The sequence below is a fragment of the Burkholderia torrens genome (assembly GCF_984668525.1).
Map to the genome: position 1 here is coordinate 891,893 of NZ_OZ480212.1, position 13,926 is coordinate 905,818.

General features: G+C 66.8%; 11 protein-coding genes. 6 read left to right on the forward strand and 5 right to left on the reverse strand.

The features are described from left to right. Nucleotides 1–16 precede the first annotated feature (16 nt). A complete protein-coding gene (gene fabI / locus AC5LXX_RS20345; protein ID WP_493412863.1) occupies nucleotides 17–778 on the forward strand; it encodes an enoyl-ACP reductase FabI in 762 nt (253 codons plus the stop codon). Between the two features lie 30 nt (nucleotides 779–808). On the opposite strand, the gene AC5LXX_RS20350 is transcribed toward fabI, so the two are convergent. Next, nucleotides 809–2,020, reverse strand: a complete 1,212-nt coding sequence (locus tag AC5LXX_RS20350; RefSeq protein ID WP_493412864.1) for a winged helix-turn-helix domain-containing protein — start codon at nucleotides 2,018–2,020, stop codon at nucleotides 809–811. Nucleotides 2,021–2,381: 361 nt separating this feature from the next. Beyond that, complete coding sequence (locus AC5LXX_RS20355) at nucleotides 2,382–3,770, reverse strand: MFS transporter (RefSeq protein WP_493412865.1); 1,389 nt, start codon at nucleotides 3,768–3,770, stop codon at nucleotides 2,382–2,384. 452 nt (nucleotides 3,771–4,222) lie between these two features. Between AC5LXX_RS20355 and AC5LXX_RS20360 the strand changes: the two genes are divergently transcribed. Both AC5LXX_RS20360 and treA read left to right on the forward strand, forming a co-directional pair. Beyond that, entirely contained in the window at nucleotides 4,223–4,852 is a 630-nt protein-coding gene (locus AC5LXX_RS20360; RefSeq protein ID WP_493412866.1) for a TetR/AcrR family transcriptional regulator, read from the forward strand. Nucleotides 4,853–4,988: 136 nt separating this feature from the next. Then, on the forward strand, nucleotides 4,989–6,716 hold the full coding sequence (gene treA / locus AC5LXX_RS20365; protein WP_493412867.1) for an alpha,alpha-trehalase TreA: 1,728 nt from the start codon (nucleotides 4,989–4,991) through the stop codon (nucleotides 6,714–6,716). 96 nt (nucleotides 6,717–6,812) lie between these two features. On the opposite strand, the gene AC5LXX_RS20370 is transcribed toward treA, so the two are convergent. Together AC5LXX_RS20370 and AC5LXX_RS20375 are read right to left on the reverse strand one after the other, a co-directional pair. Further along, a complete protein-coding gene (locus AC5LXX_RS20370; protein WP_493412868.1) occupies nucleotides 6,813–8,300 on the reverse strand; it encodes a carbohydrate porin in 1,488 nt (495 codons plus the stop codon). A gap of 119 nt (nucleotides 8,301–8,419) precedes the next feature. Beyond that, complete coding sequence (locus AC5LXX_RS20375) at nucleotides 8,420–8,689, reverse strand: hypothetical protein (protein ID WP_124449631.1); 270 nt, start codon at nucleotides 8,687–8,689, stop codon at nucleotides 8,420–8,422. 1,081 nt (nucleotides 8,690–9,770) lie between these two features. Here AC5LXX_RS20375 and AC5LXX_RS20380 point away from each other — a divergent pair. Beyond that, nucleotides 9,771–9,908 carry a hypothetical protein gene (locus tag AC5LXX_RS20380; protein WP_165765561.1) on the forward strand — a complete coding sequence of 46 codons (138 nt, stop codon included), beginning with the start codon at nucleotides 9,771–9,773 and terminating at the stop codon, nucleotides 9,906–9,908. 121 nt (nucleotides 9,909–10,029) lie between these two features. Continuing rightward, complete coding sequence (locus AC5LXX_RS20385; RefSeq protein WP_493412869.1) at nucleotides 10,030–11,676, forward strand: Nramp family divalent metal transporter; 1,647 nt, start codon at nucleotides 10,030–10,032, stop codon at nucleotides 11,674–11,676. Nucleotides 11,677–11,799: 123 nt separating this feature from the next. On the opposite strand, the gene AC5LXX_RS20390 is transcribed toward AC5LXX_RS20385, so the two are convergent. Then, nucleotides 11,800–12,705: a helix-turn-helix transcriptional regulator gene (locus tag AC5LXX_RS20390; RefSeq protein ID WP_493412870.1), complete on the reverse strand. Its 906-nt coding sequence runs from the start codon at nucleotides 12,703–12,705 to the stop codon at nucleotides 11,800–11,802. Nucleotides 12,706–12,989: 284 nt separating this feature from the next. Here AC5LXX_RS20390 and AC5LXX_RS20395 point away from each other — a divergent pair, with 284 nt between their 5' ends. Further along, nucleotides 12,990–13,817 (forward strand): helix-turn-helix transcriptional regulator, encoded by an 828-nt coding sequence (locus AC5LXX_RS20395; RefSeq protein WP_493412871.1) that lies wholly within the window; start codon nucleotides 12,990–12,992, stop codon nucleotides 13,815–13,817. The last annotated feature ends 109 nt before the right edge of the window (nucleotides 13,818–13,926 follow it).

A 13,926-nucleotide genomic window follows, 5' to 3' on the forward strand; every position in this document is an offset into this window, starting at 1 on the left:
GACACGGGAGGGCGACATGACGTTGCGACACAAGCGGGGGCTCGTCGTCGGCATCGCGAACGAACAGAGCATCGCGTGGGGATGCGCGCGCGCGTTTTGCCGGGCGGGCGCCACGCTCGCGGTGACCTGGCAGTCGGACAAGACCTTGCCGCACGTCGAGCCGCTGTTCGCGCAACTCGACGCGCCGATCCGGATGCCGCTCGACGTCGGGCGGCCCGACCAGATGGCGGCGGTGTTCGACGCGATCGCGGTGCAATGGGGTGCGATCGACTTCGTGCTGCATTCGGTCGCGTATGCGCCGAAGGCCGATCTGCAGGGTCGCGTGGTCGACAGTTCGCCCGAAGGCTTCTCGTTGGCGATGGATACCTCGTGCCATTCGTTCATCCGGATGGCGCGGCTCGCCGAGCCGCTGATGACGTGCGGCGGGAGCCTGATGGCGATGAGCTATCTTGGCGCGGAGCAGGTCGTCGCGAACTACGGGGTGATGGGGCCGGTCAAGGCCGCGCTCGAAGCGAGCGTGCGGTACCTGGCGGCCGAACTCGGCGGTGCGGGCATTCGCGTCAACGCGATTTCGCCGGGCGTGCTGCCGACGCGCGCGGCGTCGGGCCTGCCGGACTTCGGCCGGCTGCTCGACGACACTGCGCGCAGGGCGCCGCTGCATCACGTACTGGACATCGACGACGTCGGCGCGTTCTGTGCGTTTCTCGCCAGCGATGGCGCGCGGGCGATCACGGGCGGCACGCACTATGTCGACGCCGGCATGCACATGCTCGGCTAGTGTGCCGGCGGCAGGCGATGGCGGGCGGCGTCAGGTGCGCGCGAATGCCTGCACGAGGGCCGGCGGCGCGTGGGCGACCGTCACCTCCGGCGTGCCGTGCCACGCAGCGAGCTTCTTCACTGCTTTCGCCACGTCGGCCGCGAGCCCCGTGCCGAAGCGCACGCCCGGCTCGACATGCACCGCCTTCAGCTCGAACGTCCCCAGCGTGCGATGCGCTTTCGCATCGACGCGGCCGATCAGCCGGCCGCGATGCAGCACGGGCAGGCAGAAATAGCCGTAGCGCCGCTTGTGTTGCGGCGTATAGCACTCGATCGTGTAGTCGAAGCCGAACAGCGTCGATGCGCGGCGCCGGTCCCAGACGACCGGATCGAACGGCGACAGCAGCGTCGTGACCGTCGAGCGCAGCGTGTCGGCCTCGGCGGCCGGCAGCCAGGCCTCGAGCGAGCGATGCACGTACGCGGGTTCCTTCCAGTCGTCGATCTGCACCGGAATCAGGTCGCCGGCTTCCGCGAGCCGTTCCAGTTCCTCGCGGTACGAGCGTCGCGGCAGCCGGTAGTAGTCGGCGACCCAGTCCGCGCGCACGACGCCGAGCGCACGGCACGTGTAGTCGAGCAGCGCCGGCAGCACGGCATCGCGCGGCGGCAGGTCGCGTGAGTCGTCCCAGCCGGGCAGCACGCGTTCGCGTACGTCGTACACGCGCTGGAAATTGCGGCGTTCCAACACCATCAGGTCGCCCGTCGTGAACAGCACCTCCAGGTGCCGTTTCTCCGGCTTGCGATCCCACCATCCGTTGCCCTTTGCGCCATCCTCGCGCGTGAAATCGGCCGACCGCACCGGGCCTTCGTCGCGAATCCGCGCGAGCAGCCGTTCGATCTCCGGACGATTCTGCTCGTGCCACTCGGCCGCGTATTTCCAGCCCATCCCCGACGGATCGAGCATCTTGTAGCGCATCAGCCCGAACTGCTCGACCGGCAGAAAACACGCTTCGTGCGACCAGTACTCGAACAGGCGTGCCTCGGCGAGATGTTCGTCGAGCCACTGCGGCGCGAAATCGCCGAGGCGGCTGAACAGCACGAGATACGGGCTGCGCGCGACGACGTGGATGGTATCGATCTGCAACTGCGCCATCCGGCGGATCGAGTCGAGCACGTCGGCCTTGGTCGCCTTGCGGCGGGGCGGCGTCAGCAGGCCCTGCGCGGCGAGATGCAGCGCGCGGGCGGCGGCGGGCGAGAGCGTAAGCATGGGAAGGGCGGTCGAAGGTGGCGATCGGGGACCACTTTAGCGCGAAAGCGGCGCACGTGTGCGCCGCGCCGCTGCAACGCGTCTGACAATGGTTGACAGACGGGTTTCGCAAGTTTCCCTATAGTGCAGTTCATGGCGCGACGACAAGTGCGCCGAACGATTCCGCTTCCGACGCACATATGTCCATGGCACGCAGGAAGCGAATCCTGGATTCTCAACCCCCCATCGGGAATTCAGGAGCCCTGAGCGGACATCCATGCGGCTGTGCACCGGCCCCGAGTGGATGTCCGCTGATTTTTTTGTACTTCCGGTTTTTACTTCCCCACCACGCGATTCCGCCGCACCGGCCGCTTACGGCTGGCTATTGCCGCTTGCCGCGCGCGACTTCGTCGCCGGCGCCGGGCGGCAGCCGCCGCGTGATCGGAATCGATGCGAACGAGCACAGCCCGACGACGAGGAACGCGGGCCAGAAATCCGACCACATCATTGTCTGATGGCCCTGCAGCCAGTGCGACACGTGCAGCACGAGGCCGGCCACCGTCACGCCGAGGCCGAGTGACATCTGCTGCACGACGCTGCCGAGGCTCGTCGCGCGGCCGGCGTCGCGCGGCGAGATGTCCGCATAGATCATCGAGTTCAGGCTCGTGAACTGCAGCGCGGGGAAGATGCCGCCGACGAGCACGATCAGCCAGATCGCCCAGGTCGCCATGCCGGGATGGAACACGCCGTACGCGGCGATCGCGAGGCCCGCGAAGGCCGCGTTGTAGATCAGCACCGTGCGAAAGCCGAAGCGCCGCAGCGTATGCGTGGCCGTCGAGCGGCTCACCGCGCCGCCGAGCGCGGACGCGCACGTGATGAGCCCCGAATGGAACGCGGTCATGCCGAGCCCTTCCTGCAGCGCGAGCGGCAGCAGGAACGGCACCGCGCCGAGGCCGATGCGGAACAGCGACCCGCCGACGACGCTCGCGTGATACGTCGGGATCTTCAGGAAACTGAGGTCGAGCACCGGCCGCTCCTTGCGGCGCGCGTACGGCACGTACAGCGCGAGCATCGCGATGCCGGCCGCGCACATGAGGAGTGCGTTCGAGCGCGACGTGAGCGCGCCATCGATCAGCGTGAGGCCCATCAGCAGCAGCGCGGCCCCGCTGGCCGACAGCAGGAAGCCGAACCAGTCGAGCGGGCCGGGATCGGGCTCGTGGGTGTTCGCGATGTGCTTGCTCGCGAGATAGATTCCGTAGATACCGATCGGCACGTTGATGAAGAAGATCATCCGCCAGTGCAGGTAGGTCGTGATGAAGCCGCCGACGAGCGGCCCGACCGTCGGCCCGAACAGCGCGGGAATCGCGAGGTAGTTCATCGCGCGCACGAGATCGGAGCGCGGCACTGCGCGGAAGATGATGATGCGGCCGACCGGGACCATCATCGCGCCGCCGACGCCCTGGATGAAGCGCGCGAACGTGAGCACGCCGAGGGAGTTGGAGGCCGCGCACATCAGCGAGCCGACGACGAAGATGCCGATCGCGGTGCGGAACACGGAGCGTGCGCTGAAGCGGTCGGCGAGCCAGCCGCAGATCGGAATGAACACGCCGAGGCCGACCACGTAGGCCGTGATCGCAATGTTCAGTGTGACGGGATTGTGCCCGAAGTCCCTCGCCATCGCGGGCAGTGCGGTGACGATGATGTTCGCGTCGACGCTTTCCATGAACAACGCACAGGCAACGATGAGCGGTGCTAGAAAGACGGGCGACATGGGCTGGGCGCGCGGTAAAGACGCCATTATGCCCACAATGTGACCGCTGAGTCACGCGTGACAACAGTTGTTCCGCATGTTGCAACAGTCGTCCTTTCCGGCGAACCGTATGGAAAGAACGACTGCGCACGCACGGCTCAACGATCGTGTCGGTGTGCGACACGGAACCGGCCGGCGGGCCGCGCGGCCTCGTCGTCGATCGACGCATGCGATGCGTTTTCGACGCACGGCAGGATCCCGACGTTGTCGACGCAACGATCCCGGAACGGCTCGACGTAGTTGGCGCTGCAGCAGGGGGTGTTCGGGAACAGCGGCCCCGACGCGCATCTTCACGGCATGGTTGCGGTGCGTACGATCGAAGTTGGCCGGATCATGGTGATTCCCTTTGACGGCGTGGAAAGGCGTTTCTAAAATATGAGCGTTTGCTCATATTGGAAACGCGCATTCCCGCCATGTCCGAGTCGCCTTCGCCTCTCCCGCTTTCGCCCCGCAAGGCGCCGCGCCAGCGCCGCTCGATGGCTACCGTCGACGCGATCGTCGAGGCCGCTGCTCGCGTTCTGGAGCGCGACGGCTTCGACGGATACACGACGAACGCCGTTGCGGCGCTGGCCGGTGTGAGTATCGGCTCGCTCTATCAATACTTCCCGAATCGCGATGCGCTGACGGCCGCGCTCGTCGAGCGCGAGAGTGCGCATCTGCTCGACGACGTCGACCGGGCAGCCGCGCTGGCTTCGTGCGACGACGTGCTGCGCATGCTGGTGCGCGGGGCCGTCGCGCACCAGATGCGCCGGCCGGTGCTCGCGCGGCTGATCGATTTCGAGGAAGCGCGGCTGCCGCTCGGTGCGCGCGCCGCACGCGTCGCGGACCGCATCCACACGACGCTGCTGCATGCGCTCGGGCAGCGCGATGCGCCGCGTGTCGCCGCACCCGGCGTCGTCGCACACGACCTGCTCGCGATTGTGAAAGGGATCGTCGATGCGGCGGGCGCGCGCGGCGAGACCGATGCGGCGGCGCTCGAAACGCGCGTGTGGCGGGCCGTGCGCGGCTACCTGCGCGAGTCGCGCGAATCGAAACTTGCTTGATGTGCACGTTTCGTGCGACAGTCGGACCCATTCGCACCACAACATGACGCGTATCGATCGAGGGCCATCGGGACGAACGCGCGCGCGAACGAGACCTCGTGCCGATCCACTCACCATCGAAAGGAGGGGACACGCCATGACGTCACGTCGTGCCGCATCGATTGCTTCTCGCTTCCCGGTTCATCGCGCTTCACGTGTTGCGCCACCCGCGCCGCGTCTGCGCTGGGCTGCCGCGCTGGCCGTCGCCTATCTCGCCGTCGCGGGCTGCGCCGCGCAGGCCGACAACGCGAACCAGGCCGCTGCGCAGGCGGCCAGCCAGTCCACGGTCGCGACCGCTGCCGCTGCGGCGGCTCCCGCGTCGGGCACGCTGCTGCCACCGCCGAGCCAGCTTTACGGCGACCTGTTCGTCGCGGTGCAGACCGCGCAGATCTATCCCGACCAGAAAACCTTCGTCGACGCGACGCCCGATACCGATCCCGCGACGATCGTGCAGTTGTATCAGCAACAGAAATCGCAGCCGGGCTTTTCGCTGAAGACGTTCGTCGGCCAGCACTTCACGCCGCCCCCGGAAAGCGGCGTGACGCCGCCGCCGAACCAGACGCTGCGCCAGCACATCGACTGGTTGTGGCCGCAGCTCACGCGCACGAGCGTCACGGTGCCGCAGTACGGTTCGCTGATCGCGATGCCGAAACCGTATGTCGTGCCGGGCGGCCGCTTCCGCGAAGGCTACTACTGGGATACCTATTTCACGATGCTCGGGCTGCAGGTGTCGGGGCGCGAGGATCTCGTCGACGACATGCTCGACAACTTCGCACATCTGATCGATACGATCGGACACATCCCGAACGGCAATCGCACCTACTACGCGAGCCGCTCGCAGCCGCCGTTCTTCGCTTACATGGTCACGCTCGCCGCGCAGGCCGAAGGCGACAAGGTCTACCAGAAATACCTGCCGGAACTGCGCAAGGAGCACGCGTACTGGATGCAGGGCGAAACCACGACGCCGCGCGGGCAGGCCGCGCGCCACGTGGTCGCGCTGCCCGACGGCACGGTACTGAACCGGTACTGGGATGCGAGCGACACGCCGCGCGACGAGTCGTATCTCGAGGACGTGACGACCGCGAAGTCCGTGCCGTCCCGTCCGGCGAACGAGGTGTACCGCGACCTGCGTGCGGGTGCCGAAAGCGGCTGGGACTACAGCTCGCGCTGGTTCGGCGACGGCAAGACGCTCGCGACGATTCGCACGACGTCGATCGTGCCGGTCGACCTGAACAGCCTGATGTTCCATCTCGAGACGACGATCGTGAAGGGCTGCACGGTCACGCGCGACATCGCATGCGTGACCGATTTCTCCGGGCGCGCGGCGCGGCGTGCGGCCGCGATCAACCGCTATCTGTGGAATCGTCGCGGTTATTACGGCGACTATGACTGGCAGTTGCGCAAGTCGCGCGACGGCGTGACGGCGGCCACGTTGTATCCGCTGTTCGCGGGCGTCGCATGGCCCGAGCGCGCGAAGGCGACCGCGCGCGAAGTGCGCAAGACGTTGCTGCAGCCGGGCGGGCTCGCGACGACGACCGAGAACACGGGCCAGCAGTGGGACGCGCCGAACGGCTGGGCGCCGCTGCAGTGGATCGCGATCGACGGGCTGCGCCGCTATGGCGAACCGGCGCTCGCGAAGGAGATCGGCACGCGCTTTCTGTCGGACGTGAAGCATGTGTATGCCACCGAAGGCAAGCTCGTCGAGAAATACGTGGTCGAAGGCGCCGGCACGGGTGGCGGCGGAGGCGGCGAATATCCGCTGCAGGACGGGTTCGGCTGGACCAACGGCGTCACGCTGAAACTGCTCGGGCTGTACGGCGAGTAATACGCGGCGCGGGCCATGTGCCCGCACGGTACGCAAGCACACGGGCCGGACTGTCGCGCAAGCGGCCGTCCGGCCCGTGTCTTCATGCGGCTCGCGTCAGAACGTGATCGTCGTGCGTACGCCGACCACCGTCTCGTCGCCGATGCGTGCACCGGCCGCGTTCGGGTTCGGGATGCCGCCGCCCGGGCGGAAGAAGTGCTGCAGGTCGGCTTGCAGTTGCCACCATGGCGTGACCTGGTACTGGTAGGTCGCTTCGACGACCGTCTCCGCGCGGCGCACCGGATAGCCGGGCGTCGTGTACGCGCCGGTGTCGCCGTCGAGGCCGCGCGCATGCGAGCCGATCTTCGCGTAGCCGATCGCGATGCCGGCGACGTCGTTGTCGCGTCCGGCGAACGGCGCCTTCAGCGTCACGCCTGCATTGGCGGCGAAATCGACGATATTGCGATCGCCCGGCGAACCCGTCACGCGCGCGAACACGCCGACCGAGCGCGGGCTGTCGGCCGACGGCCGCCACACCATCTGGTCCGCGACCGCATAGAACCCGTAGTTGCCGCGATGCGTGGCGGGCGTGCCGTTGCTCGCCGGATCCGCGAGCGACAGGCCGTCGGTGCCGTAGCGCGGATCGTTCGTATGCTGCGACTGATACCAGAAGCCGAGCTTGTACGTGCCGGGCAGGCCGGCCGGTTGCGGCGCCTTCGGATCGGCGGGCGGCGCGTTCAGCGCGTACTGCACTTCGCCGATCACGAACGCGCCGCTGCGCAGGTTGAAGTTGGTGCCGTGTGCGTTCAGCACCTGCGCGTCGCCGTCGGTGCGGCCGGCCGGGTTGCCGTCGAACACGCCGATCATCGCGGTCCATGCATCGGCCGGCTTCACGCGCAGCCGCACGCCGAGCGACGACAGCGGGTAGGCGGGGCCGCCGGCCGGCAGGTCGGTCGACGGCAGCACGGGCCAGCCGAACGTCGCGTTCATGAACGTCGCCGCGTTCTGGCTCACCATGAATTCCTGGTCGACGCTCTGCTGGCCGACCTTCACGTCGACCTTGCCGTCGAGCAGCGACTGCTGGTACCAGAGCTCCCACAGGCGCGTGGTCGAGGTCGCCTCGATGCCGGTCGCGGTCTGCAGCGTCTGCAGGTAGCGCTGCGTGAGGCTGGTGCCGTGGATCTGCAGCGCCGACACGTTGAACGTGCCGCCCGGCAGGCCGATCGCCTTGCCGGTATCGACGTTGAAGCCGAATTGCGTGAGCCCCTGGTACGCGCCGCCGCGCCCCGTGCCGCCGGACGTGTTGTACAGGTACTCGCTGGTTTCCTGCAGGCTCAGCGTGACGCCGTGATCGCCGAGCAGGTCGCGCAGGCCGCCCATGTTGCCGAGCAGGTTCGACCGCTCCCAGAAACCGGTGGGGGCGGGCGCGGCAGCATCGGCGGCCTGTTGTGCGGGCGCGGCGGCGTCGTTGGTGCCGGCCGTCGGTTCGGCTGCAGCCGGCGACGATGCCTGCGCGAACGCAGATGCGGAGGCGAGCGACAGCAGCAGCGTGGCGAGCGCATTGACGCGAAGCTTGCGCGGGACGGGAGAGAGAGGGTTCTTCATATGGGCTCCGTCGACGGTTTGATTAGTTAGACTGAATAAACGAAAACGTGATGAGGGAAACGCGGCGAGACGATCGCGCGGCGGCCCAGGGCGAGTGGAACCGCCGCGCGGCAATGGGGTTACGGCAGCCAGCCGCCGACGCGCCACACCTGCGCGAAGCCGAGGCGCGACGCGGCCGCGCACAGCAGCGCGGCGAGCGCGACCGCGGCTGCCATCACGGCGACCAGCACGCAGTCGAGCGGGCGGGGCGTCGCCGGCACGTGGGTGAGCGCCATGCCGCGCCAGTTGCTGAACGCGTGGGCGAGCGGCGAGAGGCCGGAAACGAACGAGCGGTCGCACGCGACGTGCACGATGCGCTTGAGTTTGAGCGCGAACGATTGAAAGAACATGACGTTACCTCCGTCCGGTCCGGCGTGGGCCGGACGACGTGTTCGAGCGCCGGCGCAAGATGCGGCCTGCGATCGGAGGGTGGAACGTAACGGAGCGTGCGACTGGCGAGGCGGCGATGACCGGCCCCGGAGGAAGCGCGCTAACCCGACGAATGCGAGCTAGCGGCGAAAGACATGCGTCTGGCTGCTATCTCGCGATGGCTTGGCCGGCCTGGACCGGCATCGAACTGCAACTAGAGCATGTGTCCACGGAGGGACTCCCTTGATGAATTGGGGCGGATTGTAGTCGCGATTTTTGCTGCGGTGCAAGTAAAAAACGCACGAAGAATGGCGTCTGTGGCGTGGGTGTCGCAACGGACCGCCGCGGCGCGACCGCGTCTGGGCGAGGACGGGAAGCGCGCACGGCAGGGTGCCGAGCCGTTGTTCGCGCGCATCGCGTGCCTGACCGCGTCGCGATGCGCTGAAAGGTTCCGGTACGCCGTTTCAAGGGCAAATCTTTCAGTGGCGGAAAGGGGGGAATTTATTTCGGGAAATGGGGTTTGGAGGGGTTGACTTCACTTTCGGGCCGTCCATAGAATCCGCCATCTTCACTCTTGGGGCCGCCGCCTTGGACGCCTGCAGTAGTCGATCTTCGAACGAAATTTCCGCCTGAGCGACCGACGTCCGCGCCTCATCGAAGCCGCCGTTTGTCTCCCAGGCAAACGGTGCGCGCAGCAGTATTCCGCAGCAAATTCCTACGTGCACCCTGATTCGCGCCGGTTAGCGTGATGCGTTCTCGCATGCGTTGCCCGGTTTCACCGCCGCCCGGCAGGCGGCCGCGTTCGCGCATGCTTGTTCCATGCTCGCGAATGGCGGCCCGCAGGCCTGACGGCGGTCAACCGTGTTTTCCGGAACACCGCACAGGAGCCGCCATGAACGACAGCGACAGTTGTCCCTTATGCCCGTTGCATACGCAGACCCTTTTGAACCCGGGTCGCAGGGACAATCCGGCCGACTAGCCTGACACGTCGTTCAGGCCCCGGACTGGCCCCGCACCCACCACGCGGCCGGCACGCCTGCCGTCGCCGCACGGAGCCAGACCATGAACTTCGGCCTTCTGCTGTCGAACCTTCCGCACGTCACGGAATCGCGCAACCACTACGATGCGATGCTGACGCTCGACGCCCGTCCGCGGGTGTTTTCCCGCCTGCTGAACCAGCTGAAATCGTTGATCCGCTGAAAGAAGTGCCGAGCGCGCCTCGGCATGCGCACGCGTATCCGCCTTCGAGCGGTTGCCTCGTGCGCATTCCAAGGCCACACGCTTATCGAATCGAATAACCCTTAGCCGTACGGAACACATCATGTCCACGCCATCCAACGTCTCTCCACCGATCGCCGTCGAACGCAGCGCCGTGCTCGACGAAGCCCACCTGGGCGACATCCGCGGTGCACTCGGCACGATCGAGCGCCACGACACCGGTGCGCGCGGCTCGTGGTGGGCGCGCCTGCGCACGTTGCTCGCGATCATCGGCCCCGGCCTGATCGTGATGGTCGGCGACAACGACGCCGGCGCATTCGGCACCTACACGCAGGCCGGCCAGAACTACGGCACGACGTTGCTGTGGACGCTGCTGCTGCTCGTGCCGGTGCTGTACGTGAACCAGGAAATGGTGCTGCGCCTCGGCGCGGTGACGGGCGTCGGCCACGCGCGCCTGATCTTCGAACGCTTCGGCAAGTTCTGGGGTGCGTTCAGCGTGATCGACCTGTTCCTGCTCAATGCGCTGACCATCGTCACCGAGTTCATCGGCATCACGTTCGTGCTGGATTTCTTCGGCCTGCCGAAGGTGGCCGGCGTGTGCGTGGCCGCCGCGCTGACGATGGCCGCGGTGAGTACCGGCGATTTCAGGCGCTTCGAGCGGTTCGCGATCGGGCTGTGCGTGCTGAGCCTGCTGCTCGTGCCGGTGCTCGTGTCGATCCACCCGCCCGTCGCACAGATGACGCGCGATTTCTTCGTGCCGAACTGGCCCGCGCACGCGAAGCTGTCGGACGTGATGCTGCTCGTGATCGGCATCGTCGGCACGACGGTGGCGCCCTGGCAGCTGTTCTTCCAGCAGAGCTACGTGATCGACAAGCGCATCACGCCGCGCTTCATGAAGTACGAGAAGGCCGACCTGTGGATCGGCATCGCATTCGTGCTGGTCGGTGCGGTGGCCATGATCGGCTTCAGCGCCGCGCTGTTCAACGGCCATCCGGAAGCCGGCAACTTCACCGACGCGGGCGGCATCATCGCGGGCCTCGAGAAGTATGCGGGCCGCACGAGCGCGACGCTGTTCGCGGTCGCGCTGCTCGATGCCTGCATCATCGGTGCGGCGGCCGTGTCGCTGTCGACCGCGTATGCGATCGGCGACGTGTTCAAGATCCGTCACTCGCTGCATCGCGGCGTGACCGACGCGAAGGGCTTCTATCTCGTCTATTTCGGCATCGTCGCGGCCGCGGCCACGCTCGTGCTGATCCCGGGCAGCCCGCTCGGCCTGCTGACCGAAGCCGTGCAGACGCTGGCCGGCGTGCTGCTGCCGAGCGCGACCGTGTTCCTGCTCGTGCTGTGCAACGACCGCCAGGTGCTTGGGCCCTGGGTCAACTCGACGAAGCTCAACGTGTTCACGGGCGCTGTGATCTGGGTGCTCGTGCTGCTGTCGATCATCCTGACCGCCTCGGTGATGTATCCGGATATCAGCGGCGAAGCGATCGTCGACGTGCTGGTGGGCGGCACCGTGCTCGCGATCACCGGCTATCTCGCGACGGTCCTGATTCGCCGCAACAAGCGCGTGGTCGAGCCGGCGCTCGATCGCTCGCTGCGCGATACGTGGCGCATGCCGGCGCTCGACACGCTCGAGCCGCAGAACATGACGGTCGCGACGCGGATCTGGATGGCCGTGCTGCGCGGCTATCTCGTGATCGCGGTCGGCCTCGTGATCGTGAAGGTCGTGCAGATGACGCTGCTGAAGTAACGGCGATCGTCAGCCAGGAAGCGGCGCCGGACCCGGCACCGCGCCGCAACCCGACCATGCCGGCCCGCGAGGCCGGCATGTGTGTTTACGCGCTCGATTTCATGAAACGCCGTTGCGCCGTGCTCAGATCAGCTCGAGCTTCGACGTCAGATACGTGAGCTGGATCCGGTTCGCGACGCCGAAGCGCTTGCGCAACTTGCGCAGGTGATAGTCGACGTTGTGCGCGCTGGTGTCGAGGCGCCGGCCGATCTCCTTGTCGGATGCGCCTTCGGCAATGCCGAGCAGCAGTTCCTGTTCGAACGGCGTGAGTCCGTTCACCGCGCGCTCGCGCGACGTCGAGATCAGTTGAGGCGACGCGAACTTGTGCACCGACAGCCCGATCGACAGCGCCTGCTCGATGGTCGCCGGCGTGATCCATTCGCGCGTGCGGCGCGGCGCGGTGAAGCTCATGAACGCGTGCAGCCGCGTGCCGGGCACGGCCATCGAATACATGATGCCGCTGCACATGCCGTCGTCCTGCATCGTCTGCAGGAAGCCGTCGAGCGCGGCGGGGCTCGCGTACGGGCTGTCCTCGCGCTCGCGGTGATCGCGCCGCAGTTGCTGCAGGTCCCACACGATCGGCATGTTGCACACACGCGCGCCGAGCGTGCGCGGATCGACATCGTGGTGGTTGTGGCGCACATAGTCGCCGCGATAGGTGGCCGGCGTGAACGCTTCGTGCAGGTAGAGGCTTTCGACACGGTCGCGCGCGAATTCGAGCGCGAAGTACGCGAACGTCGAGAAGCCCGTCAGATGCAGCAGGCTCGTGACGATCCGGTTGCGCTCGGCCGTGCTCTGCGCGTGCGCGAGCGTATCGGCGACGCCGAGCTTCGGCGCGTGCGGCTGCGCGACGTCGCCGCGCTTCACGTCGTCGCACCAGACGACCTGCACGGCGCGCTCCCGCAGCGCATCCGCGCAGGCGCTCGACCCGCGCGACGGGCGTGCAAAGGTTGGGGCGACCGCTTCTTCATGCAATGCAATATCGGACATGAGTCATCCCTCGGAATCGACGCGCATCGCCTAGCGGCGGCCGTATCGTGAACGGCATTCGCGGCGGTGCGATCGAGCATCGTTTTGATATGCGCCGATCGTCATCCCTGACGAAACGCGGGGGCATTGTACAAAAATGCCTGTGTATGCGTAATATGCCGTAATACTAATTGCGGCGAAAGGTTCATGTTCGCGCGCGTATATTGACTACCAGAAAATCATAAAGAAAAGACCAGATCGTGACGGGGCGCAGTTTCATATATTGGGAAAGGGGCGGGCTCCTCATGACACATGCTGACGGCGCACCACGCGTCGAATGGTTCTCACAAGCCGATATAGCGACCGCTGCCGCTTATTCGAACGAATATCAGGCAATCGAGCGCGACGTTTTTACCGGCATTCAAATCGGATCCGGTAAAACCGACCTTGCGCAAATCGATTTCGCGCAATGCCATGCGCGATTGCGGCAAATCGGATTCAGTACGCTCGGTTACGGCGCCTACGAAATGATCGGGCGGCGCATTCTGTGCGCGCATCTGCTGCGCGACCTCGCGCCGGCGACGTTCATGCAGCCGTTCATCGAGGGAATGCTCTACGAGAGCGACCCGCGTTTCGCGCAGGTGCGGCAGAGCGGCTTTCCGGTCGCGTGGCGGCTCGACGAGATCGAGTCGGCCGCGCAGGGCAGCGGTGACCGCAAGGTGCTGGCGCTCGCCGGCCACCTGCGTGCGCACGCAATGAACAGCGGCGTGATCTTCAGCCTGTCGGCGCCGCGTCTCGACCTGCGCGTCGCGGTGAACGTGACGTCGGAGACGCACGGCACCGAATGGATCGACGATCGGGTGATCGGCGGCGCGCTGTCGGTCAGCCTTGCCGTGCATCGCGTCGCGCTGCCGTTCCTCGAGGCACGCATCGCCCGCATGCGCGGCTTCGCGCTCGGCGACGAGCAGCAACAGGTGCTCGACCGGCTCGTGCACGGGCTGTCCGACCAGGAGATCGCGAGCGCGCTGCGCACGTCGCTGCACAAGGTCGGCCATCACATCCGCTCGCTCGAGAAACTCTTCAACGTGCAGAACCGCGCGCAGCTCGCGTATCTCGCCGCGCGGCGCCTGTAACCGTCGCCTGACGCACCGCCGACGTGCGCGCGGCCGCGGCTCGCACGCAATGGAAGCGGTTCCGGCGGCGCGTTCCCGGGCGTGCCGCCGGGTTTCGTAGTCCGATTCG

Bases quoted from the DNA above. Each gene is read 5' to 3' on its own strand.
- fabI (WP_493412863.1), top strand. From the start codon at position 17: ATGACGTTGCGACACAAGCGGGGGCTCGTCGTCGGCATCGCGAACGAA.
- AC5LXX_RS20350 (WP_493412864.1), bottom strand. From the start codon at position 2,020: ATGCTTACGCTCTCGCCCGCCGCCGCCCGCGCGCTGCATCTCGCCGCG.
- AC5LXX_RS20355 (WP_493412865.1), bottom strand. From the start codon at position 3,770: ATGTCGCCCGTCTTTCTAGCACCGCTCATCGTTGCCTGTGCGTTGTTC.
- AC5LXX_RS20360 (WP_493412866.1), top strand. From the start codon at position 4,223: ATGTCCGAGTCGCCTTCGCCTCTCCCGCTTTCGCCCCGCAAGGCGCCG.
- treA (WP_493412867.1), top strand. From the start codon at position 4,989: ATGACGTCACGTCGTGCCGCATCGATTGCTTCTCGCTTCCCGGTTCAT.
- AC5LXX_RS20370 (WP_493412868.1), bottom strand. From the start codon at position 8,300: ATGAAGAACCCTCTCTCTCCCGTCCCGCGCAAGCTTCGCGTCAATGCG.
- AC5LXX_RS20375 (WP_124449631.1), bottom strand. From the start codon at position 8,689: ATGTTCTTTCAATCGTTCGCGCTCAAACTCAAGCGCATCGTGCACGTC.
- AC5LXX_RS20380 (WP_165765561.1), top strand. From the start codon at position 9,771: ATGAACTTCGGCCTTCTGCTGTCGAACCTTCCGCACGTCACGGAATCG.
- AC5LXX_RS20385 (WP_493412869.1), top strand. From the start codon at position 10,030: ATGTCCACGCCATCCAACGTCTCTCCACCGATCGCCGTCGAACGCAGC.
- AC5LXX_RS20390 (WP_493412870.1), bottom strand. From the start codon at position 12,705: ATGTCCGATATTGCATTGCATGAAGAAGCGGTCGCCCCAACCTTTGCA.
- AC5LXX_RS20395 (WP_493412871.1), top strand. From the start codon at position 12,990: ATGACACATGCTGACGGCGCACCACGCGTCGAATGGTTCTCACAAGCC.